Source organism: Pseudomonas sp. 05N432 (assembly GCF_056396945.1).
Map to the genome: position 1 here is coordinate 134,201 of NZ_JBFTMM010000010.1, position 22,175 is coordinate 156,375.

Below are 22,175 nucleotides of genomic sequence, written 5' to 3' on the forward strand. Positions count from 1 at the left end.
ATCAGAAGTTGAAAAAATGTTATCCGCTTTAGCAGGAGAAAAATTTTCTATTTTAATTGCTGGAAAGATGAGTTCTGGTAGGATCTACCTCTTTACCACAGGGACGCGGAATTTATGACCGATCAGACGCTGAATCTGACAGATGTCAAAATCCTTACAGCCTTGCAACAGGACGGCAGGATCACCAACCAGACCTTGGCCGACCAGATCGGCATGTCTGCCTCGCCCTGCTGGCGCAGGGTGCGGCAGCTGGAAGAACATCGCTTTATTCAGGGTTACAGGGCGGTGCTCGACCGACGCAGGATCGGGCTGGGAGTGATGGTGTTCATCCGGGTCAGCATCGACCATCACAGTGCAGCCGAGGCCCGGAAGTTCGAGCAGGAAGTGATGCAGCTGGAGGATGTGGTGGCGTGCTACAGCATCGGTGGCGATGCTGACTTCCTGTTGCAGGTCGTGGCACGCGATCTCGACTCGTTTGCCGACTTCGCGATGTCGGTCATCCGTCAGTTGCCCGGCATCAAGGAGATGCAGAGCATGTTCGTGCTCAAGGAGATCAAGCCTTTCATGTCATTCCCGGTCAAGCGCTCCCAAGAAGCCTGAGCAAACCTCCACCAGGGTAGAGGCCTGCCTTGTGTTTCCGGAATGCAATCTGTAGCAGCTGCCGAAGGCTGCGTTCGGCTGCGAAGCAGTCGTGAGTCCGGCTGCCGCAGTGTACCTGACACACCGCAATTGCTGATTTTACGACTGCTGCGCAGCCGAACGCAGCCTTCGGCAGCTGCTACAAAGAATGCGTCGCGGGTGAAATTGCTTAAGTGAACAGCATTACTTCGCTTTCCCGGATCAGTTTCTTATTAATCTTCCCGACACTGGTTTTAGGAATTTCGGCGACGAACTTGAACTGCTTGGGGATCGCCCATTTATTGATACGGCCACGCTCGACAAACCCTTGCAGATGCACCTCCAGGATCTTGCGGTCGAGATATTGCCCAGGCGCGCACACCACCAGCGCCATCGGTCGTTCACCCCATTGCTCATCGGCAATGCCCACGACCGCGACCGACATGACGGCCGAGTGCTCGCTGATCAGGCTCTCCAGCTCCAGAGAGCTGATCCACTCCCCTCCCGTCTTGATGACGTCCTTGATTCGATCCTTGATTTCCACCCCGCCCAAGGCGTCGATAGAAGCGATGTCACCGGTGTGCATCCAACCGTCGCGCCACAACTCGGCGCCCTTTTCGGGCGCCTTCCAATAACCTTGAGTCAGCCAGGGTGCACGGACCACGATCTCACCCAGGGACTCGCCGTCGTGAGGCATATCATTGCCGCTGGCATCGACGATTTTAAGATCGACCATCGGTACAGGTGTCCCGGTTTTGATGCGAATGGCCAATTGGGTTTGGGTGGGCAGTTCCAGCTCCTCATCGCGCAGGTACGTTGTGCAAAGCAACGGGCAGGTTTCCGACATGCCGTAGCCGCTGTGTACGCGCATGCCTTTGGCGCTCGCCTCGCTGGCAATGCCCAGCGTCAGGGCACTGCCGCCCAAAAGCATTTTCCAGCCATCGAAACGGGTTTGAGCCGCTTCCTCGCAGCCCAGGATCATTTGCAACAGGGTCGGCACACAATGGGAAAACGTGACGTTCTCCTCGCGGTACAGCCTGACCAGGCGGTTGGGCTCATAACGACCGGGGTACACCTGCTTGAGACCCATCAGGGTGGCAACATAGGGTACCCCCCAGGCATGCACGTGAAACATCGGGGTGATGGGCATGTAGACATCATCGGAACGCAGCAGCGGCAGACCTTGATAGACACCCAGCGTGCCCACGGCATTCAAGGTGTGCAGCACCAACTGGCGATGGGTGAAATACACACCTTTAGGGTCACCGGTGGTGCCCGTAGTGTAGAAAAGGGTCGCCACCGAGTTTTCATCGAAGTCAGGGAATTGGTACTGGTCTGCCGCTTGAGACAACAGCTGCTCATACTCTCCCGGCACGGGCAGAGACGTGTCGGCTGCCGTGTCGTCAGTCAGCTGGACGTAGCCTTTGACGGTACTGAGCTGCCCCTGAATCTGCTCGACCAGGGGCAGGAAATCATCATGCACCAGCACCAGATCGTCCTCGGCGTGGTTCATGGTGTAGAGCACCTGATCCGCAGAGAGACGAATATTCACGGTATGCAGCACCGCGCCGATCATCGGTACGGCAAAGAAGCATTCCAGGTAGCGATGGCTGTCCCAATCGAGCAAGGCCACCGTATCTCCGGCCTTGACGCCGGCAGCGGTCAAGGCGTTAGCCAACCTGCGGATCCGTTGGTTGAGGGTCTGGTAGCTGTAGCGCAGTTTGTCGGCGTATACGATTTCCCGACCCGGTTCGTAGCGCACGCCGGACAGCAACAATTGCTTGATCAGCAAGGGATAGGCATAGGCGCCGTCAGCGGGCGGAATTATTTTTGTCGCCATCATGGTTGGGGTTCCTTGTCCTTTCGATCAGAACTGCACGGCGTCCAGCGCGTAGAGGCATTCACTGCCGGCCTTGACCGCAGCGCTCAACGAGTGGATGCGCGGCAGCAGACGGGCAAAGTAGAAACGTGCGGTGCCGAGCTTGCTGGCGTAGAAATCATCCTCGGCCTGTTTGCCCATGGCCGCCTTGGCCATCAGGGCCCACATGTAGGCATAGGCGGTGTAGCCAAACACCTGCAGGTACTCGACCGAGGCAGCGCCAATTTCGTTCGGGTTGTTCTGTGCCCGATCCAGCAGCCACGCCGTCAACTCGTCGAGGGTGTCCACGGCGGCGCTCAACGGCTTGCAGAACTCGCCGAGGTCAGCGCTGGCGTTGGCGATGAAGTGGCGAATCTCGGCGGCGAACAAACGGTAAAGCGCCCCGCCACTGCCAACGATCTTGCGCCCGGCGAGGTCCAGTGACTGGATGCCGTTGGTGCCTTCGTAGATCTGAGTGATCCGCACATCGCGAACCAATTGCTCCTGTCCCCACTCGCGGATGTAGCCGTGACCACCGAAGATCTGCTGACCATGCACCGTGGTTTCCAGCCCCATGTCGGTGAGAAACGCCTTGGCCACCGGGGTCAGCAACGACACCAGCTCCTGGGCGCGAGTGCGGGTTGGCGCATCGTCGCTGTACTTGGCGGTATCCAGTTGCAGGGCCACGTAGCTGGAAAACGCCCGCCCGCCTTCGTTCAAAGCCTTCATGGTCAACAGCATGCGGCGTACATCCGGGTGCACGATGATCGGATCGGCTGTTTTGTCGGTGGCCTGCGGGCCGGTCGGCGCACGACTCTGGATGCGTTCGCGGGCGTATTCGACCGCGCTCTGGTACGAACGCTCACCCAACGCCAACCCCTGGATACCCACGCCCAGACGTTCGTAATTCATCATGGTGAACATCGCGGCCAGGCCTTTGTTCGGCGCATCGACGATCCAGCCGGTCGCGCCGTCAAAGTTCATCACGCAGGTGGCGGATGCCTTGATGCCCATCTTGTGTTCGATTGAACCGCAGGACAGCGCGTTGTGCTCGCCCAGCGAGCCATCGGCATTGACCAGTACCTTGGGCACCAGAAACAGCGAAATACCTTTAGGGCCCGCAGGCGCATCCGGCAATCTGGCCAGCACCAGGTGAATGATGTTTTCGCTCAGGTCGTGTTCGCCACCGGTAATGAAAATCTTGCTGCCGCTGACCTTGAAACTGCCGTCGGCCTGAGGTTCGGCCCGGGTGCGAATCAGGCCAAGATCGGTACCGGCATGGGCCTCGGTCAGGCACATCGAACCGGTCCAGGTGCCGGCGTACATGTTCGGCAGGTAACGCTCCTTGAGTTCCTGACTGGCGTGGGCATTGATCGACAGGCACGCCCCGGCGGTCAGCATCGGGTACAGGCCAAACGACAGGCTGGCGCAATTGACCATCTCCTCGACCTGGGCCGAAATGGCCTTGGGCATGCCCATGCCACCGAATTGCGGGTCGCCGCCGACACCCACCCAACCGCCTTCGGCGAATGCCTGGTACGCCGCGACAAAACCGTCCGGGGCAGTCACCGTGCCGTTGCTCCAGGTGCAACCTTGTTCGTCACTGCTGCGGTTCAACGGTGCGATCACTTCGGCGCTGATCTTGCCGGCCTCTTCGAGGATCGCGGCGGCTGTCTCTTCATCGATCACCTCGGCCAGGCCGGGCAGTCGGGCCCATAGCCTGGACACTTCGAAGACCTCGTTGAGGACGAAATGCATGTCGCGCAAGGGGGCTTTGTAATCAGACATCGTTGGCTTACTCCGCAATAGTCCGGGCGTGATGCATGCCCGAAGGTTGGGTTGGCGCGGTTGCACCGGCATGCCCCTGAGGGGCCTCCGGAACAGGACGACGATCAAGCGACGCCCCCCGCAGCAGGAAATACGACAGGGCAGGAATCAGAATCAGCGCGCCGAGCATGTTCCACAGGAACATGAAGGTCAGCAGGATGCCCATGTCCGCCTGGAACTTGATCGGCGACCAGACCCAGCACACCACGCCGGCCGCCAGGGTGATGCCCACCAGGCCCACCACCCGACCGGTAAACGACACGGCGTTGCGGTAGGCCTCAGCCAGCGGCAGGCCCTGACGCTGGTAATGCAACTGCACACTGAGCAGGTACAAGGCGTAGTCGACACCGATCCCCACGCCCAATGCGATCACCGGCAGGGTCGCGACCTTCACGCCAATGCCCATGACCACCATCAACGCCTCGCAGAGGATTGAGGTCAGCACCAGCGGCAACAGCGCAACCAATGCGGCGCGCCAGCTACGGAAGGTCAGCAGGCAGAACAACGTCACCGCCGCATAGACGTAAAGCAGCATGGTGCGATTGGCCTCGCGCACCACGATGTTGGTCGCGGCCTCGATACCGGCGCTCCCTGCCGCCAGCAGGAACTGGCGGTCATCGCTGCTGTTTTCCCGGGCAAAGGTGTCGGCGATCCCGACCACTGCATCCAGGGTCTCGGCCTTGTGGTCCTTGAGAAAGGCAATCACCGGCATCAGCGAGCAGTCGGTATTGAACAACTCTGGAGAGTTGACCGAGGCTTGCTGCGCGGCATAGTTCAAGACGTCCTGGTTGCGCTGGATACTGTTGAGCTTGGGGTTGCCCTCATAAGTCCCGGCCGTGATCTGGCGCACGGCATTGACCAGCGAGGACGTTGCCTGCACGCCCGGATACTGCTGCAGTTCCCAGGCCAGACGGTCGGCGAGGACCAGTGTCTTGTAGCTCAGACAGCCTTCCGGGGGCGTCTTGATCATCACCGCGAACAGGTCGCTGGATAACGCGTAGTGACGGGTGATGTAGGCGTTGTCACGGTTATAACGCGAATCGGCACGCAACTCCGGTGCGCCACTTTCCAGGTCGCCGATCTTCAGGTGCTGGCTGATGACGAAGCCGCCGATGCCCATCAGCAGTGCAATCAGTACGGCGCCCGTGGCCCACTCGGCCGTGGTGAAACGGTCGAGCCAGTCCCACAGCTTGCCAAAGCCCTTGTGTCCGTCCGCCCGGGTGTCGATGGTCAAGGCGCGCTCTGCAGCCTTGGCGCCGACGCCGACATAGGAAAGCGCCACGGGCATCAGCAACAACGAGGTAAAGATCAGCACTGCGACACCGATGCTGGCGGTGATGGCCAGGTCCTTGATCACCGGTATGTCGATCAGCATCAGCACAGCGAAACCCACGGCGTCGGCCAGTAGCGCGGTGACGCCGGCGATGAACAGACGGCGAAAGGTGTAGCGCGCAGCGATCAGTTTGTGGGTGCCACGGGCGATGTCCTGCATGATCCCGTTCATCTTCTGCGCCGCGTGGGACACACCGATGGCGAAGACCAAAAAAGGCACCAGCACCGAATACGGGTCGATGGCATAGCCCAGCCAGGCAACGATGCCCAGTTGCCAGATCACCGCGACCAGCGAGCAGCCGACCACCAGCAAGGTGCTGCGCACACAGCGGGTGTAGAGAAAAATAATCACCAGCGAGGTGATCACGGCCAGGCCGAAGAACATCATCACCTGAATCAGGCCGTCGATCAGGTCGCCCATCAGTTTGGCGAAACCGATCACCCGGACCTTGTACTGGCCCTTGCCCTCCTCCCCGGCTTTGCGGGCGGCACTGTCACCGGCGAACTCGATCCTGTCGCGCAACTGCTCTTCAAGCATCTGCGAGAACCCGTGGTAGTTGATGCGCTGACCGCCGGCCGCAGCCTTGTCCAGCAACGGGACGATCAGCATGCTCGACTTGAAGTCACTGGCCACCAGGTTGCCGACGAGTCCGGCGCGGGAAATGTTCTGGCGCAACTGTTCTATTTGCTCAGGCTTGCCCTCATAGGTATCGGGCATCACCGGGCCACCCTGGAAGCCTTGTTCGGTGACTTCGGTCCAGCGCACCGCCGGGCTCCACAACGACTTCATCCAGGCGCGATCAACGCCTTCGGTGAGGAACAGCTGGTCGTTGACCTGTTTGAGCACGTCCAGGTAAGCGGGATCGAAGATATCGCCCCGGGTGTTCTCGACCACCACGCGCACCGAGTTACCCAAACCGCGCAGTGACTGACGGTTCTCCAGGAAGTTCTGGATATACGGCTGGCTCTGCGGAATCATTTTCTCGAAGCTGGGGCGCAGTTCCAGGCGCGTTGCGGCCATGTAGCCCAGCACCACAGTGGCCAGCGCCATCAGCAGCATGAACAGCGGGCGATAGTTGAACACCATCCGCTCCAGCCGGTTACCGGAGTGGCGGTCGAAGTCACGCACGTCGCGGATCACCGGCATGGTGTCTTGTTTGATATTGCCCATGACTGGGTTCTCGCTCTAAGGGTTCGAGGTCTTATTCAACGGACAGTGCCTGTGCACCACGACTGCCAACCACCACCAACGCGCCATCGGCGGCCTGAGCAGCGCCGGCCACCGGTGACGGTTCGGGTTGCCGCACCAGGCGCATGTCTGCGCCAGCCCCCTGACTGACCAGCCTCTGCCCGCCCTGGGTGAACAAGCGGTAATGACCGTTAGTGTCGACGAAGCCGGCGGTGATGCTGACGTGCAGGCCACTGTCGAGCGCAGTCCAGCTGAGGCCGCCGTCCACACTGCGCAGTACATTGCCGCGCAAGCCGTAAGCGATCACTTCGCCGCGCTTGCCGAGCACACCGAAAAAGCTGCCCTGATAGGGCGTCTGCACGGCGACGAAACGCTGCTGAGCCTCATCCCATTTGAGCAACAGGCCCTGCTCACCGGCGATGTACACCCCATCGCCGGTAGAGGCGATGGCGTTGAGGTGGAAGCCCTGCGGGTTGTCGGTGCGGTCCTGAAACGGTGCCCAGTTCTGGCCACCGTCCTCGGTACGCAGGATCAGGTTGAACACACCGACCACATAGCCGAGGTGGTCGTTGGCGAACCAGACGTCGAGCAAGGGTTTATCCGCGCCCTGCTCGACCAGTCGCTGGCCTTCGGCAGCCAGCAGTGGCCATTGTTCGTTGCCGGGGTCCGCACTGGCCAACGCCCCATAACGCTGGACCAGCAAGGCACCGATCTGGCGGCCGTCCAGTTGCTTGCGCCAGGTCGCCCCGGCGTCGCTGCTGTGCAACACCACACCGTCGTTGCCAACCGCCCAGCCCTGCATGGCGGAAGGGAAATTCACCGCCGTGAGATCGGCACTCACCGGCACCGCGGCTTGCTGCCAGTGTTTGCCGGAATCATCGGAATAGAGAATGTGGCCACGCTGCCCGACCGCGACCAATCGGTCGCCTGCGCGCGCCAGGCCTGACAACGGGCTGCTGACCGCCAGAGCGCTGGCCCTGGCCGGCAGATCCAATACATCGACATAACCGGCCGCCTGGGTCAGGCCCTGCAAGAGTGCAAACAAGATGCCCAGCGCCCACTGCAGGTATTTTTTGTACGAACACATACCGCGTCCTCTTCGGATAGCCGCGCCGGGACACACAACCGTGCAGCCCGACGTTCAAACCAGGTGTTCGCTTAGCGAATGCCGGAACCTGCCAGGGACTCCGGCGACCACTGCGCCTTGGAGAGCGGATCGATGTACTTGATGCCGCCGTACGGCCCCACCACACCGTTGATGTTGTAGGAGCCACCGACCAGGTCGTAGATCATGAAGGGCGTGGAATCCGGGATCTGCTTGTCATAGCTCTGGCTGAGGAACGCGAAGGAGCCACGGTACAGCTGACCACGGGCGTCGTACTGATCGGAGGCCAGAGCGGTCCAGCTGTCTTCATCCAGGTAGAAACGACGCTTCTGATAGATGTGCCGCGCACCGGCCTTGAGGTTGCCCTCCACCACCCAGACCCGGTGTTTTTCCCAACGCACGTAGTCGGGTGCCAGGTGATTGGCGGTGGTCAGTAACTTGGGGTCCTGGGCGTAAGTCAGTTTGTAGGTGTTGTAGGGCACGATCATTTCCTGCTTGCCCACCAGCTTCCAGTCGTAGCGGTCCAGTGCACCGTTGAACACAAAGACATCGTCGTAGGTGCCCGCACCGGCAGTGCCGGGATTTGGTGTGTCGTAAGCCAGGTTCGGCGCCAGTTTTACCCGACGCTGGCCAGGCAAGTACTGCCAGCCACGGCGCGGCTGCTGCAACGGGTTGGCGGCGTCCTTGAGCATCACCGCTTCGCCGGCCCGGCGCGCAGGGCCGGTGTAGGACAGCTTCATCTGGTAGTACACGTCGGCGCTGCTGATCGGCTGCGCCAGGTTTTCGTAGATCGGATAGGAAATGAACGCCTGCCCGGTGGTTGCCAGGCTCGGCACACCCGCAGAGTCGACGTTCCACGAGTCGTACTTGGAGTTGATGCTGACGCCCTGATAACGCAGCAGGAAGTTCCACATCGCCTCGTTGCCCGACTGCGGGATCGGAAACGGCACACCCGGCAGCACGTTGTCGATCGCCAATCCGCCTTCGAGGGACTTCGCGCCGGTGGCATTTTTCACACCATTGTCGAGCACAGCCTTGGGCAGTGCGACGGTGCGGTGGGTTGGATAGACATTGACGTGGAAAGTGGGGAAACGCTTGGCCAGTTCCACGGTGGTCGCCGTGAGTTCACCCTTGTACTGATCGACGTTTTTGCCGTCGATTACCAGCAGTGGTTTTTCGTCGGCAAAAGGGTCCGGGCGCATGCTATCACCGGTTTTGAAGCTGGCCGGCGGCGTGGTCAAGCCCCCCGAATAGGCAGGAATGGAACCCTCGGCATTCCCGGCTTTTTCAGCCCCGACCAGGGTCAGGCTGTTGCCCAGCCTGGCGGCTTCCTGAGTCGATACAGCGGCCTGTGCCTGCGCGGCAACCGCCACGGCCAGAGAAACGCCCAGCAACGTACGCACGAATTTCATGTTGTTATTCTCCTGCTCAGGTGACTAAGCCATTCGTGAATCAAAAGGTGGTTTTCATCGTCAGGTAAACCGCGCCACGGTCTGCGGTGGTTGCGCCACCGCCGGAAAAGGCTGAGTAGCCACCGCCATAACACGCGTAGTTTTCGTTGCCGCTGAAGGCGTTCGGTGTGGAGCCGTCACCGCTGCCGGCATTGGCCGCGCCGGTACTTACGCCGCTGACGTCGCACTTGTCGGTCTTGCCGAAGGAATCCACGTACTTCAGGTCGACAAAGTATTTGTTGTACACAACGGCCCCGACGCCGACCGCATAGTTGCCGGTGTCTTTGGCGCCGCCACCGGACACCGGTGAAACGCCGGCAAGCCCTACGTTGATGGACATCGGCATGTTGAAGTCGACACCCGGGAAGACCTGGTACCAGGTCGGCGTGAAGTTGGCTGCAATGCCCCAGTTGTCCCGGGTCGGCGCATCGACGCCGCGGTAACTGCTGTTGCCCTTGTAGAGCGCCTGATTCTTGCTATCGAGTTTGAGCAGGTTGCTGTAATACAGCTCGGTGAGCAGGGTTGCCGAATCGAACAGCGGCGTCTTGGGCAGGGTCATCAGGCCGTTGAGCGTCCAGTGCAGTGTGTCACCGGTGGCACTCATGCTGTCGCCCTTGTCCGGTACGTCATAGACGATACCGGTCTGCGCCTTACGAGCCGGCAACAGACCCAGACCGGCGCCCAGCCCCAACGGTCCGGTGGTACTGAGAATCGCCGGGATACTGGCCAGCGGCATGTTGTGACGGATGTTCAGGTCGGAGCCGACGCTGACGCCGCCTATCTCTTTCGACAGGCTCAGACCGACGATGTGGATGTTGTCGGCATAGGCCAATTGATAAGTGCTGGTGCTCAACGAATTAAGCGTGTTGACGACAGCCGGCACCATGCCTGCAGGCCGGGTTCCATTGGGATTGGCCGATGTCACCCCGGTAGCGTTCAACCAGGCTTGAGGCAAAATGTCCGAGGTCTTGCGGTAATAGAAACCGAGCGTGCCGTCCAGCCAGGCGGGCGACCACTTGGCCATCACGCCCCAGTCTCCGCTTTTATCCGGCGTCAGGTCGTGACCACGACGCACGTTGGTCAGCCCGTTGCACGGCGCCAACCCACAACCCAGAGGGCTGCCGGGTACCACGGCATTGGTGTTGCCCAGCAGGAACGATTGCGCACCGAAACCGACCAGATCGGAACCGCCGTAGTAGGTACCGGCCTCCGGCAGGCGGGCGGCATTCCAATCCAGGAAGTACTGGGCACCCACCGTCAACTCGGGATTGACGGTGAACGACATCGACAACTGATTGCGCGGTACGAACAGTTCCTTGGCTTCGGTACCGGGCGAGGCCGCCAGCTTGGCCAGGTCCAGGCCGGACTGGCCATAGCTGATCGAATGCACCGGGTTGAGGATGGTTTCACCCCAGAACACGTTGTGCTGACCGGCCTTGACGCTCAACAGCGACTCCTCGCCCACTTCGGTGCTGTAGAACACGAAGGCATCGAGGATTTCTCCGGAAGGACCGGTGTAGTAACGCTGCGCGTAGTGGCTCAGGTGCGGGCTGCCATTACCGACGTTGTCACCGGTGACCGCGGCAAGGCGTGGGTCGTTGGCGACCAGACCCGACTTGGCATCGTTGCCGTTGACGAACGGATTGGCGTTCGAACCGGTGTTCTCGTATGCCTTGTCGTACCAACTGGCGGCACTGAGGCGAAAGCCCATGCTGTTCTTGTAGACCACGTCCATCTCGGTCAACAGGTCAATGCGGTGGGTGATGTTGGTTCCGGCCTTGCGGAAGTTGTAGTCGCCATCGTTGTTGTTCGGCGTCCCCAACATGCGCTTGTCGGCGTTTTCGGTGCGCACGCCGTAGTTGTATTTGACGGTGTTATCAAAACGCGCGGTCCAGTCCGGGTTACCCGTATTGAGTTCGACCGCATGCGCCACGGGCATGGCGGCGGCCAGGATGGTCGAGGCCAACACGCTGTAACGCGAGGGTGTGAACCCGTGACGTTTCTTATTGTTGTGCATTGCGTTGTCTCCGCTTTTTTGTAGTTGTTTTAAGCGCAGCCGCCCTCACGCAACCGCTTGTTCCAGTGGTTTGCGTTTTTCAGGAATGAGGGCAATTGCCGAAGGCCTGCGGCCAATCGGCGCCTGAACTAGCGGTCCAACTCCAGGATGAGTGCTTCGGCTTGCGGCCAGCGGCCATAGCCCGCTGCCGGATTGAGATGCCCCACTGCGCCCAGATTGAGCAGTTCGGCACCCCAGCCTTGAGCCATGCGCGTGACGGCATCCAGGCTGGCAAGGTGATCGTTGGTGCTGCCGACCACCAGGCTGCGGAACGGCAGCGGGCCTTGGGGTAAAGGCGCCCAACCATGGGTACGCAGCGTTTCAGCGGATGGGTAGCCTGGCGGCCAACTGGCATCGAGATCCGGTGGCGCGGCCAGCAGAGCGCCCTTGATCGGGCGACTGTGTCGAGCCGCCCAGTGCGCGACCATCAACGCACCGGCACTGTGGGCCACCAGAATCACCGGCCCTTCGATCTGCGTAAGTTCGTGCTGGATTGCCTGGACCCGCTTGCTGCAGTCGAGCTTGTCGGTTTCAAGCGGCGGCACACTGCGCACATTGCTCAGGCGGGCCTCAAGCAGCGTTTGCCAATGTTCGGCAACGTGCTCGCGCAGGCCCGGTACGATCAGAACGGTTGCGGCAGTTTGCAGTTTGTCCACATCAACACCTTCGCTTTCTCGATGACTCGACCGGCTCTTTCGCCAGAAGCTTTTTGTAGTGTCGACATTAAAGAGCGCCTACCCGTGGCGCTTTTCATTCGGCGTCAGTGACTTTTCTTTTGATGACAGATTTCCAGGTGTTGGCGTGGCGCGACCACTGATCAAAAAACACTACAACTCCGGCCCAAGCCACTGTAATCAATGGATGTGAGTCGATTGATCCATCAGGCGACCGTCATTGCCGACAGCATTGGGGGAGTGCCATCGATGACGTCATAACTGTTCAATTGATGATGTGCTGGATATAGTCGCCACGCTCATTTCCATCGGAATCTGCCCAGGAAAGACCTTCGCATGACCAAGCTTGTTCGCGCCGCCGTCTTGACCAACTACCTGGAGGTCAGTCAGTACCTGGGGTTCAATCCGCGCGACTTACTGGCTGCCGTCGGCCTGAGCAAGGCCCAATTGCAAGCCCCTGAACACCGGATTCCCATCGATGCCGCCGTGCGTCTGCTGGAGGAGTCGGCCGCCGCCAGCGGCTGTCAGAGCTTCGGCCTGAGCATGGCCGAATCGCGCCAGCTCTCGGACTTCGGTGTGGTCAGCCTGCTGCTCAGCCACCAGCGGACGCTGCGTGATGCTTTTCAGGTCGTGGTGCACTACCGTCATCTGCTGAACGATTCGCTGGCCATCTTCATTGAAGAGGCCGGCAAGATGGTGATCATTCGCGAAGAGGTGGTCACCGAATCACCGATGCCCAGCCGACAGGCCACGGAGCTTGCAATCGGCGTTATGTTCCGCCTGTGCGCGGCGCTGCTCGGCACACACTGGCATCCCTACAGCGTCAACTTCACGCACCAGCCCCCCGACAACCTGCAACTGCATCGTCGCCTGTTCGGCTGCAACCTGGAGTTCGGCAGCGAGTTCAACGGCATTGTCTGTTCCGATGCCAGCCTCGACATGACCAACCCCCATGCCGATCCAGCCATGGCTCGCTACGCCCAGAGTTACCTCGACTCGCTGCTGAGCCACGAAGGACCGTCGATGCTGTTCGAAGTGCGCAAAGCCATCTACCTGCTGCTGCCAATGGGGCGCGCCACCATCGAGCAAATCGCCCAGACCCAGGGCATGAACGTTCGGACCCTGCAGCGCCGCCTCAAAGACGACGGCTGCGCCTTCAACGACCTGATCAACGACGTGCGCCGCGACCTGGTGCTGCGCTACCTGGAAAACCCGAATTATTCGCTGGGCCGGATCGCCGACATGCTCGGCTACTCCATGGCGAGCTCCTTCACACGCTGGTTCATCACCCAGTTCGGCATGCCACCCGCCGCGTGGCGCAGCGCACAAAAACAGGCGGCCAAAGCACCAATGAACCCGACCATACTGCCCGGTTCCACAGAACCCTGAACCACCTGAAATAGACACCGGAACTTCAACCAAAAAAAAACGGCGACTGCTGGTACAGTCGCCGCGAAAGAACCGGTATGCGTGACACCGGCCGAGAGCCTCACTGCACCAAGGAGCCAACACAATGCAGCCCTGTAGCAGCTGGCGAAGCCTGCGTTCGGCTGCGCAGCAGTCGTGAATTCAAACGATAAGGTGCATCAGGAAAACCGCGCGCTCAGTTTTTACGACTGCTACGCAGCCGAACGCAGGCTTCGCCAGCTGCTACAGAAGGTGCGTGCAGTCAGGGCTTAGAGCCCCCAGTGCAGCAACAGCAACACCAGGACCGCGAGAAACACCGTCTCCCCCACCATCAGCAGGATCGGCTTGATGCCGACGGCGGCCAGTTCCTTGAGTTGGGTCTTCATGCCCAGCGCGCTGATGGAAACCACCAGGCTCCAGCGCGACAGTTCGTTGACCGAGCCCTGCACCGCCGGCGCTACCCATCCCGTGCTGTTGATACAGGCCAGCAGCAGAAAACCGACGGCGAACCACGGCAGCAACGGTGGCCGTTTGCCGGACGTGTCGGCGCCTTGCATACGCGTGATCAGGGTGGCGCAGAGGATTACCGGCAACAGCATGGCGACCCGCATCAGCTTGACCACAGTGGCTATGTCGCCGGTCTCGGTCGACAGGCTGTAACCGGCACCGACTACCTGGGCAACATCGTGGATGGTACCGCCCAGGAACATCCCTGCAACTTGTGGCGACAACGACAGCCAGTTGGCAATCATCGGGTAAAGGATCATCGCCGTGGTGGACAGCGCCGACACCCCTATGACGGTGAACAGCGTGGCACGTTCCTTCTGCGGATGATTGGGCAGCGCCGCCGCCAGCGCCATCGCAGCCGAGGCGCCACAGATCGCGGTAGCCCCACCGGTGAGCATGCCGAACAAGCGCTGAAAGCCCAGCGCCTTGGCCGCGACTACCGACACGCCGATCGTCACCACCACCAGAATCACCACCAGAGCAAAAGGCTTCCAGCCCAACGCGGCGATCTGCTCCAGTGTGATGCGCATCCCCAACAGAGCCACACCAATGCGCAACACGGTGCGGGCGGTGAACTCGATGCCGGCCTTGCACGCGCCGTCACTGGCCAGGAAGTTGAGCGCCATGCCCAACAGCAAGGCAAACAGCATCACCGGCGCACCGTAGCGCTCGGACAAAAAGGAGGCTGCCGCCGCAACGATCAGACTGACGATGAACCCCGGCGCCAATTCGCGCGTTCGGCTATGGATATGGGTGAGAGCAATGACGCTCATGGCGCGGATTCCTCAGAAACGATGACGATGAAAGCCTGGCCGTCGACAACCTCGACCGGGTAACTGGCGACTTTGAGTTGGGTTGAATTGAGCAGGTAACCGCTGCGCAGATCGAAGCGCAGGCCATGGGCGCCGCATTGAATCACCCTCCCCTCAAGGCGCCCGCCGCACAGCGAGGCCCCCTGATGCGGGCAACCGTCGTCGATGGCAAACAGATCGCCCTCGACGTTGAACAACGCCAGGCTTTTACTCTCGAATTCAATTAACGCACGGCCACCCGCCTGCGGAAGTTTTCCGGCAGGCACGGGGACACGCCGACTCATGCTGGAAGCCGTGAGCGATGGCTATCGAGCAGGGCTTCACCCATGGCGCCAAACAGCACCTCGGCAGGCTGCGCGCCGACCACCGTCAAACGACGGTCGAATTGAAAACACGGCACACCGCTGCCAGCGCCTGCCTCGTTGCCGACGTAAGGATCGCCGTCACCTTGCAGAACGGCGGCCATGGCATCAGCGTCGAAGCCACACGCCTGGGCGATGGCAATCAAGGTTTCATGACAACCCAAATCCTCGCCGTACTGGAAGTAGGCGGCGAACAGCCGCTCAAGCAAGACATCACGTTGTGCCGTACTGCCCAGCACAGCGGCACGCTCCAGCAAGCGATGGGCATCAGCAGTATTAGGCATGGTGGCGATGCGGCTCAGGTCGATGGGTACCCCTACCGCCATCGCGGCCTGCTGCACCTGGGCCTGACGCATGCGTACGGCTTCAGCACTGCCCAGACGCTTGAGATAGAACTCGGCGAAGGGCTCACCTTGTACCGGCAGTTGTGGCAACAACTGCACCCCATGCCACACCGTAGTGATTTCCACTCCCGCTTGCTGGATGCGCAGCAGGTCCTGCGCGTGCTCCAGTTGGCGCTTGCCGATCAGGCACCAGGGGCAGATGAAATCGAAGAACACATCAATCCGTAAACGACCACTCACACCTTCACCTCTAACACAGCTTCACTAATCGAATCGTTGACCCGCTCACCCGCTAGCCGGGCGATATCCTTGTGGTAATGACACTTGGCATAAAAGAACACGGCCGCTGCTGCGATGCTGACCATGGGCACCCATTGAAAAGCAGCCTGCAAGCCGATGACGTCGGACACCTTGCCGGTGATGAACGGCCCCGGGGCCAGGCCGAGCATGTTGTTGGCCAGGGTCAGCGTGGCGAATGCCGTGCCGTGGACCGAATGGTGGGTCAAGTTGGCAACCATCGCCCCGGCAGGTCCGGTGGTGCCGGCGGCAATCAGCATGCCGAGGCAGATCAGCATTAGTTGCGCAGGCCCCGCCGGCAAGGCGAACGCCGCCGACAGCAACAGGCAACTGCCCAGACAATAAGCGATGGCCAGGGCGACCTTGCGCTCCGGCGAGTGCCGACACAGCCGGTCGCTGAGCATGCCGCACAGAATCATCCCCGCCCCGCTGCACAGCACGATAATCGCCGCGACACCGCCGGCCTTGTCCGTTGCCATGGCGTAATAACGATTGAGGTAGCTGGGCATCCACACAATCACGGTGCCACCGACGAACAGTTGCAAGCCACTGCCGATATAGGCCGCGATCACCGAACGGCTGGAACACAGCGTGCTGAGCGGGCGCTTGACCGCTGCCGCCTTATTCGCGGCGTGAGCGGCACGTTGAGGAGCGATGCGCGCTTCCTTGACGATAAGCGGGTAAAGCACCGCCAGCAGCAGGCCGAACAGCGCCATGCCGGCGAACGACCAGCGCCAGCCCAACTTGGCAGCGAGTACACCGCCCAGAGCCATACCCAGCACCGAGCCGAACATGCCACCTGCCATGAAGGCGCTGGCCAGGGTTGCGCGCATGTGTTTGGGAAAGACCGAAATCACTACCGCGATACCGACGCTGCCGTAAGCCGCTTCGCCGACACCCACCATGAAGCGGGCCATGAACATCTGCGGGTAGTCCTGCGCCAGCGCGCAACCCAGGGTCGCGAGGCTCCACAACAGGGCCATCAGCGCCAGGCTTTTTACCCGTCCGAAGCGATCCGCCAGCAACGACAGCGGAAATGTCAGCAGCCCCACCATCAAGGCGACAATGCCACTGAGCAGGCCGAGCTGGCCGTCGCTCAGGGCCCACTCGCTCTTGAGCATCGGGAACACCGCGTTCAGCACCTGACGCGACATGTAATCGGAAATCAACAGGCCGAACGTCAGTGCAAAGACAATCCAGGCATATTGGCGCGCAATACCGACACCACTGGCGTCGTCATCGTCCGCGGCGATTGGGTGAAAGGCCATGCAGCCTCCTCGAAACTTTGTTTTATTGTTGTTATCGAGCGTGTTGCAATGCAGCGAACGGAAGGCCATCGGCCTCCCGCCTTTGTTGCCGGTCAGCCGCGTTGCGGCACACCTTTCTGGCCAGCCTTGCGGTTGGGGGCCATGCCGTTGGCCAACAGGGTTTCTTCGATACTCTGGTACTGCACACCGATGCGGTAGATCTCACGGGCTTCTTTGCCGCTGGCGATTTCGCGCCCCAGCTCATGGGCGACACGCACGGTTTGCTCGATCTGCTGCACGGAGCTGAAACGCCTGCCCTTCTGGTCAATGATCGTGTCTTCAATACCTACGCGTGGATGCATCCCCATAGCCATAGCCATGACATTGAACGGCAGCACGTTCTTGAGCAGCGATTCGGCGGTCAGGGTGCAGCCATCTGGCGCGCGATGGACAAAGTTGAAGAAGTTGAACGGATTGGGGCCATCGAAACCGCCGCCGATGCCGATCCAGGTCAGGTTCAACGGTCCCATGTACACGCCCTTGCGCACCAGGCGTTCCAGGGTTTCCATGGCATGCATGCCGGTCAGTTGGAAATGCGGCTGCACACCCGCCGCCATCAGCCGCCGCAAGTGCTCCGCGACCCAGGCCGGGCCTGCCGGCACGGTCATCTCGCTGTAGGCCGCCTGATAGGCCGGGTTCGCCAGGGACGTGCCTTCCAGGTATTCCGGATACAGCAACTCCATGATGTTCATCTGGGTGGTGTTGATGGCCACGGTGACCTGATCTGGTTTTGGCGTCAGCTCAGCCAGCATGTGGCGCGTATCGTCAGACAACCACTTGGCGGCTTCGCCATCGCTTTCGGGCGCGAAGGAAATCGAACCACCGACCTGGATAATCATGTCCGGCACAGCTTCGCGCACACCGGCGATCAACTCGTTGAACTTGGACAGACGCTTGGAACCCTTGCCATCCAGTTCGCGCACATGCAGGTGCAACACCGTGGCACCGGCCTCATAGCAATCGACCGCCTTCTGCACCTGCTCATCCATGGTCAGCGGGATGTCTTCGGGGAAGTCTTCCGGCATCCATTCAGGGCCATACGGGGCCACGGTGATGACCACTTTTTCCATGTTTTCCGGGTGCAGGGAATCGTCGAAGAATTGCATGAGTTACTCCTTTTATTATGATTGTGCGCCCACGCCGGGGGCGTGCCGGGCAAGCCTGTAGCAAGTACGAATGCAGAGACGGTCGATCAGTAAGTCTTGTCGCCGATGATCCCGGCTCGCTCCATCTTGCGGTGGCACGGCGGGTAATCCATGACGGCGTAGTGCTGGGTGCTGCGGTTGTCCCAGATGGCGATGCTGTTGGGTTTCCAGCGCCAGCGCACCTGATACTCGGGGATGTACGCCTGGCTGATCAGGTAGCGCAGCAGCTCACTCGCGCCGGGGTTGGCGTCCTGGCCAAAACGTACCCGCTCAGGGGTGTGGTAGTTACTCAAGTGGGTGGTAAAGGCGTTGACGAACAGCACCTTTTCCCCGGTTTCCGGGTGGGTACGCACCACCGGGTGCTCGGCATCCGGGTACATCGCCTTGAGCGCCAGACGTTTTTCGATCGGCATGGCGGCACCAAAGCTGGCTTCGATACTGTGGCGGGCGCGCAGATCGGCAATCTTCACCTTGATGTCATCCGGCAAGCGCGCGTAGGCCTCCACCATGTTGGCCCACATGGTGTCACCCCCAACCGGTGGACACTCCACGCAACGCAATACGCAGCCCATCGGCGGTGCTTCGCGCCAGGTCGCGTCGGTGTGCCAGGCGTTCTCGTAGCGGTCCATCGGCTGGTCCGGGCTTTTGTAGATGCGCACCAGGCCCGGATGATCCGGGTCACTGCCAGCCACCGGATGATCCTCCAGCTCGCCGAAGCGACGGGCGAAGGCCACATGCTCGGCGCGAGTGATGTCCTGATCGCGCAGGAACACCACCCGATGCTTGAGCAACTGAGCACGAATCTCGGCAAACAGACCGTCGTCATGGACCGCATCCGCAAGGTTCACGCCGACCAGTTCCGCACCGATGCTGCAGGTCAATTGTTCGACTTTCATGGCAGGCGGCTCCGTTAGATAACGAAAATCGATGAACCCGTGGTCTTGCGTGACTCCAGGTCGCGATGAGCCTGCACAGCGTCCTGCAAGGCATAGTGCTGGTTGATCTCGATCTTGATTCGACCGCTGCCGACGAGGTCGAACAGTTCACCCGCCAGGGCAGCTTTTTCCGCCGGGTCGGCGATGTAGTCCGCCAGAGCCGGGCGGGTCATGAACAGCGAGCCTTTCATCGCCAGCAGCACCGGATCGAACGCCGGGATCGGGCCGGACGCCGTGCCGACGCACACCATCAGGCCGCGGCGCTTGAGCGAATCCAGGGAGCCCATGAAAGTATTCTTGCCGACACTGTCGAACACCACGTTGACCCCAACACCATCAGTCAATTCGCGAACGCGCTGGGCGACGTCTTCATGGCTGTAGTTGATGACATGGTCGCAGCCATGGGCCAGGGCGATTTCACCCTTGACCTCGGTGGATACAGTGCCGATGACCGTCAGGCCGAGCAGCTTGGCCCACTGCGAAACGATCAGGCCGACGCCACCGGCAGCGGCGTGCAGCAAAATACTGTCGCCGGCCTTGAAATCGTAAATGCGCCGCATCAGGTACGACGATGTCAGGCCGCGCATGGTCATGGCCGCGGCAGTCTCGAAACTGATGGTTTCCGGCAGCTTGATCAGCGGCGCGGCCGGGATCAGGCGCTCGGTGCTGTAGGCCCCCAATGTATTGAGAAACCCGGTGTAGGTGACGCGATCACCCACCTGTACGTTGGTAACCCCCTCGCCGATGGCCTGGACCACACCGGAAGCTTCAACCCCCATGCCGCTGGGCATCGGAATCGGGTAAGTGCCATTGCGAAAGTAGGTGTCGGCATAGTTCAGGCCAACCGCTACATGACGAAGACGGACCTGGCCTGGACCGGGTTCACCAACTTCGACCTCTTCATAACGAAGAACGTCGGGACCACCGGTTTCGTAGAAGCGTACGGCTTTGGCCATGTTGTCTTATTCTCCAGTCTGCAATATTGTCGTGTCGCGTCGATTTGCGCTGATTGGACTCTAGGACGCCGTCTGACGGGCCGCTTCTCATCAGACGACAATGGCTTTTCATTTCGTGACAGCTGCCCGGGCGGTGGGCGCTGCATCAACGCATGCGGCAGCACCGCGCAGTCGACCGCCAAGCAGAAGAACGGTCTGTCGAACCTGCTGGAGGTCATCAAGGTCGCGGGTGTCTGGCTGGTTAGCGGACGATCTGCTCGCGCTCCCGATGCTTCAAGCCGATCAGGTCACCGACCCTTGAACGCTTACCAGATCTCCAAGCGCGGGAACTCGTTGCGAGTCATGGCGCAAGCGGTGCGCTGGGGCAAACGCGGCGCGCGAGTCAATACGATCAGCCCCGACATCATCTTTACACCACTGGCACGGGACGAACCAAACGGCCCACGTGGTGAGGGCTACCGGCGCATGATTGACCTGAGCGCGGCAGGACGCGATGGAACGCCAGACGCATCGCCGGCCGTGACCCACACCCGCTTATTTCGCCGAGGGTAGAGACAGGTGCGCAATGGCAGCTTGAGCCATTTCAATCTCGGCGATGGCGTCTTCGGCATGGTCGGGCTTGACCCAATTAAACTCGGTATCGCCAATTATTGCGCCAATTGACTTCCTGCACAGCTCGTCGGCTGCCACGCCGTGTCGCCCAGCGACGGCCATTACCGTTTTAAGCGCTATCTCAAGCGCAACCACTCGATCTTCGCTCATGACGCAACCCTCTGTGTAGAGCATTAAGCGTAGATCAATCCGAACTTCAATGAATCATGCTCGCTGGGGCCGAAAACGAGAAAAGCCCTGCACGCGTAAACCTGCAGGGCTTCTCGGTCATGCTGACCTCGCATTAAGCCGGAAAAGACTTCACTGTGAGTTAGCAGCGGATTTGGCACCGACCAGGACCTTGGACGATGAACTCGGTAGAGGATGGGAAACAGGCGTGAAGGGCTCTGTGAGCATGACAATGCGCCATGCCACTTCAGTTCGACAAAGGGCTGTGAAGGCCGCCTGTCCTCTCGCCTGAAAGTACGCTCAAGCGTTCAACCCTCACCGGATCAACAAGCATATACAATGCGCAAGAGCACATTACAAACTGGTGCCCAAAACACAAAAAGGAAGATGTGTGTTATTCCGAATCTGAACGCCACACGTTCAGTGATAGTGCTGATGCTTGGCACCCTCTCTCATTCATGCACATCTCTGACACGTTCTCGTCCCCCTGCATGAGTAAGACAATGCTTCGCTCCAACACCCGATGGTTATGGCTTTACTTCCCGATGAGCTGGATTGCCGTAGGGGTTGTGCTTCTGCACATCGTTTTCTACGACTGGACCCTTCTGACGCCCAAGGATGTCGGCGGTACCCTGTTCGGCGGTGCCATGTCCACCCAACTGTTTCTCAGCGGCTGGACCGTTGCCACCCTCGGCCTGATAGTGACTATCCTGCTACGGCTGCCGGGGTCGATCCTCGCCTGGATCACCGCCGGGATTGTGCCGCTGTGCATCGGTGGCTGGTGGCAATTGAACTACCCGGACGATGCCAACGGCAATCTGCTTTACAGCCCCGTACAGGCCGATATCACGATTGCCATGCTAATCGGCGCAGCGATCCTGGCCAGCGGTTTGTATGCCCGTTTCAGGATAAAAACGGCGTCCAGAAACGCGTCACTCTCCGGGCTGAAAATATTCGGGAAAACCGTGGCTGCAGCAGCGTTGAGCGCATTTTTTATAGCCGTGCCACTGGCCTTCCTCAAGCAGCAGGCATTGCCCTATTGCGCCTTCAGCAAGGAAGGTCAGCAGTTGTCGGTCTGTTTGAGCGAGGAGGATGTACATACGATTGTGGAATAAGCACGCTGATACCTACTGGCTAGACGTTTACGTGACCAGAGTAAAACATGCCCCCGAGCACCATGTTCAAAGCCTGGCGTCAATCAGTAGATCGGATG

At 60.4% G+C, this 22,175-nt stretch carries 18 protein-coding genes and 1 pseudogene; 4 read left to right on the forward strand and 15 right to left on the reverse strand.

The features are described 5' to 3' along the window. Positions 1 to 114: 114 nt before the first annotated feature. Complete coding sequence (locus tag AC1DHT_RS12965) at positions 115 to 600, forward strand: Lrp/AsnC family transcriptional regulator (protein WP_427533822.1); 486 nt, start codon at positions 115 to 117, stop codon at positions 598 to 600. A gap of 208 nt (positions 601 to 808) precedes the next feature. Here the strand turns inward: AC1DHT_RS12965 and AC1DHT_RS12970 are convergent, their stop codons facing one another. From AC1DHT_RS12970 to AC1DHT_RS13000, 7 genes are all read right to left on the reverse strand, one after another. Next, positions 809 to 2,461, reverse strand: coding sequence for a fatty acid--CoA ligase (locus tag AC1DHT_RS12970; protein WP_427536409.1), 1,653 nt, complete (start codon positions 2,459 to 2,461; stop codon positions 809 to 811). A 24-nt stretch (positions 2,462 to 2,485) separates the two neighbouring features. Then, positions 2,486 to 4,264: an acyl-CoA dehydrogenase C-terminal domain-containing protein gene (locus AC1DHT_RS12975; protein WP_427536407.1), complete on the reverse strand. Its 1,779-nt coding sequence runs from the start codon at positions 4,262 to 4,264 to the stop codon at positions 2,486 to 2,488. 7 nt (positions 4,265 to 4,271) lie between these two features. Beyond that, the gene (locus tag AC1DHT_RS12980; RefSeq protein WP_427536405.1) at positions 4,272 to 6,806 is read right to left on the reverse strand and encodes an efflux RND transporter permease subunit; all 2,535 of its coding nucleotides are present in this window, start codon (positions 6,804 to 6,806) and stop codon (positions 4,272 to 4,274) included. 31 nt (positions 6,807 to 6,837) lie between these two features. Next, the gene (locus AC1DHT_RS12985) at positions 6,838 to 7,911 is read right to left on the reverse strand and encodes a WD40/YVTN/BNR-like repeat-containing protein (protein WP_427536403.1); all 1,074 of its coding nucleotides are present in this window, start codon (positions 7,909 to 7,911) and stop codon (positions 6,838 to 6,840) included. Between the two features lie 71 nt (positions 7,912 to 7,982). Next, complete coding sequence (locus AC1DHT_RS12990; RefSeq protein ID WP_427536401.1) at positions 7,983 to 9,341, reverse strand: DUF1329 domain-containing protein; 1,359 nt, start codon at positions 9,339 to 9,341, stop codon at positions 7,983 to 7,985. Between the two features lie 40 nt (positions 9,342 to 9,381). Then, positions 9,382 to 11,397 (reverse strand): DUF1302 domain-containing protein, encoded by a 2,016-nt coding sequence (locus tag AC1DHT_RS12995; RefSeq protein WP_427536399.1) that lies wholly within the window; start codon positions 11,395 to 11,397, stop codon positions 9,382 to 9,384. 128 nt (positions 11,398 to 11,525) lie between these two features. After that, positions 11,526 to 12,092, reverse strand: coding sequence for an RBBP9/YdeN family alpha/beta hydrolase (locus AC1DHT_RS13000; RefSeq protein WP_427536397.1), 567 nt, complete (start codon positions 12,090 to 12,092; stop codon positions 11,526 to 11,528). Positions 12,093 to 12,446: 354 nt separating this feature from the next. On the opposite strand from AC1DHT_RS13000, the gene AC1DHT_RS13005 reads away from it, so the two are divergent. Then, a complete protein-coding gene (locus tag AC1DHT_RS13005) occupies positions 12,447 to 13,499 on the forward strand; it encodes an AraC family transcriptional regulator (protein ID WP_427536395.1) in 1,053 nt (350 codons plus the stop codon). A 287-nt stretch (positions 13,500 to 13,786) separates the two neighbouring features. Here AC1DHT_RS13005 and AC1DHT_RS13010 read toward each other — a convergent pair whose 3' ends face one another. The 7 genes from AC1DHT_RS13010 to AC1DHT_RS13040 all read right to left on the reverse strand — a co-directional run bounded on the left by AC1DHT_RS13010 (position 13,787) and on the right by AC1DHT_RS13040 (position 20,182). Further along, a complete protein-coding gene (locus AC1DHT_RS13010) occupies positions 13,787 to 14,797 on the reverse strand; it encodes a YeiH family protein (RefSeq protein ID WP_427536393.1) in 1,011 nt (336 codons plus the stop codon). Next, positions 14,794 to 15,120 carry a Rieske (2Fe-2S) protein gene (locus tag AC1DHT_RS13015; protein WP_427536391.1) on the reverse strand — a complete coding sequence of 109 codons (327 nt, stop codon included), beginning with the start codon at positions 15,118 to 15,120 and terminating at the stop codon, positions 14,794 to 14,796. The genes AC1DHT_RS13010 and AC1DHT_RS13015 overlap by 4 nt, the downstream gene beginning before the upstream one ends. After that, positions 15,117 to 15,782 carry a DsbA family oxidoreductase gene (locus AC1DHT_RS13020; protein ID WP_427536389.1) on the reverse strand — a complete coding sequence of 222 codons (666 nt, stop codon included), beginning with the start codon at positions 15,780 to 15,782 and terminating at the stop codon, positions 15,117 to 15,119. Before AC1DHT_RS13020 ends, AC1DHT_RS13015 begins: the two co-directional genes overlap by 4 nt. Continuing rightward, a complete protein-coding gene (locus AC1DHT_RS13025) occupies positions 15,779 to 17,107 on the reverse strand; it encodes an MFS transporter (protein WP_427536387.1) in 1,329 nt (442 codons plus the stop codon). Before AC1DHT_RS13025 ends, AC1DHT_RS13020 begins: the two co-directional genes overlap by 4 nt. A gap of 92 nt (positions 17,108 to 17,199) precedes the next feature. Beyond that, the gene (locus tag AC1DHT_RS13030) at positions 17,200 to 18,252 is read right to left on the reverse strand and encodes a beta-keto acid cleavage family enzyme (protein ID WP_427536385.1); all 1,053 of its coding nucleotides are present in this window, start codon (positions 18,250 to 18,252) and stop codon (positions 17,200 to 17,202) included. Positions 18,253 to 18,338: 86 nt separating this feature from the next. Then, positions 18,339 to 19,187 (reverse strand): TauD/TfdA dioxygenase family protein, encoded by an 849-nt coding sequence (locus tag AC1DHT_RS13035; RefSeq protein ID WP_427536383.1) that lies wholly within the window; start codon positions 19,185 to 19,187, stop codon positions 18,339 to 18,341. A gap of 14 nt (positions 19,188 to 19,201) precedes the next feature. Next, on the reverse strand, positions 19,202 to 20,182 hold the full coding sequence (locus tag AC1DHT_RS13040) for a quinone oxidoreductase family protein (protein ID WP_427536381.1): 981 nt from the start codon (positions 20,180 to 20,182) through the stop codon (positions 19,202 to 19,204). 247 nt (positions 20,183 to 20,429) lie between these two features. On the opposite strand from AC1DHT_RS13040, the pseudogene AC1DHT_RS13045 reads away from it, so the two are divergent. Continuing rightward, positions 20,430 to 20,704: pseudogene (locus tag AC1DHT_RS13045) on the forward strand (SDR family oxidoreductase); the annotation flags it as partial. A gap of 12 nt (positions 20,705 to 20,716) precedes the next feature. Here the strand turns inward: AC1DHT_RS13045 and AC1DHT_RS13050 are convergent. Beyond that, positions 20,717 to 20,944, reverse strand: coding sequence for a hypothetical protein (locus tag AC1DHT_RS13050; protein ID WP_427533802.1), 228 nt, complete (start codon positions 20,942 to 20,944; stop codon positions 20,717 to 20,719). A gap of 521 nt (positions 20,945 to 21,465) precedes the next feature. Here AC1DHT_RS13050 and AC1DHT_RS13055 point away from each other — a divergent pair. Continuing rightward, the gene (locus AC1DHT_RS13055; protein WP_427536380.1) at positions 21,466 to 22,077 is read left to right on the forward strand and encodes a hypothetical protein; all 612 of its coding nucleotides are present in this window, start codon (positions 21,466 to 21,468) and stop codon (positions 22,075 to 22,077) included. Positions 22,078 to 22,175 lie beyond the last annotated feature (98 nt).

Coding starts and splice junctions, on each gene's coding strand:
- AC1DHT_RS12970 (WP_427536409.1), bottom strand. CDS start 2,461: ATGATGGCGACAAAAATAATTCCGCCCGCTGACGGCGCCTATGCCTAT.
- AC1DHT_RS13030 (WP_427536385.1), bottom strand. CDS start 18,252: ATGCAATTCTTCGACGATTCCCTGCACCCGGAAAACATGGAAAAAGTG.
- AC1DHT_RS13040 (WP_427536381.1), bottom strand. CDS start 20,182: ATGGCCAAAGCCGTACGCTTCTACGAAACCGGTGGTCCCGACGTTCTT.
- AC1DHT_RS12980 (WP_427536405.1), bottom strand. CDS start 6,806: ATGGGCAATATCAAACAAGACACCATGCCGGTGATCCGCGACGTGCGT.
- AC1DHT_RS13010 (WP_427536393.1), bottom strand. CDS start 14,797: ATGAGCGTCATTGCTCTCACCCATATCCATAGCCGAACGCGCGAATTG.
- AC1DHT_RS13005 (WP_427536395.1), top strand. CDS start 12,447: ATGACCAAGCTTGTTCGCGCCGCCGTCTTGACCAACTACCTGGAGGTC.
- AC1DHT_RS13015 (WP_427536391.1), bottom strand. CDS start 15,120: ATGAGTCGGCGTGTCCCCGTGCCTGCCGGAAAACTTCCGCAGGCGGGT.
- AC1DHT_RS12990 (WP_427536401.1), bottom strand. CDS start 9,341: ATGAAATTCGTGCGTACGTTGCTGGGCGTTTCTCTGGCCGTGGCGGTT.
- AC1DHT_RS13025 (WP_427536387.1), bottom strand. CDS start 17,107: ATGGCCTTTCACCCAATCGCCGCGGACGATGACGACGCCAGTGGTGTC.
- AC1DHT_RS13050 (WP_427533802.1), bottom strand. CDS start 20,944: ATGAGCGAAGATCGAGTGGTTGCGCTTGAGATAGCGCTTAAAACGGTA.
- AC1DHT_RS12965 (WP_427533822.1), top strand. CDS start 115: ATGACCGATCAGACGCTGAATCTGACAGATGTCAAAATCCTTACAGCC.
- AC1DHT_RS12975 (WP_427536407.1), bottom strand. CDS start 4,264: ATGTCTGATTACAAAGCCCCCTTGCGCGACATGCATTTCGTCCTCAAC.
- AC1DHT_RS12985 (WP_427536403.1), bottom strand. CDS start 7,911: ATGTGTTCGTACAAAAAATACCTGCAGTGGGCGCTGGGCATCTTGTTT.
- AC1DHT_RS13035 (WP_427536383.1), bottom strand. CDS start 19,187: ATGAAAGTCGAACAATTGACCTGCAGCATCGGTGCGGAACTGGTCGGC.
- AC1DHT_RS12995 (WP_427536399.1), bottom strand. CDS start 11,397: ATGCACAACAATAAGAAACGTCACGGGTTCACACCCTCGCGTTACAGC.
- AC1DHT_RS13055 (WP_427536380.1), top strand. CDS start 21,466: ATGCTTCGCTCCAACACCCGATGGTTATGGCTTTACTTCCCGATGAGC.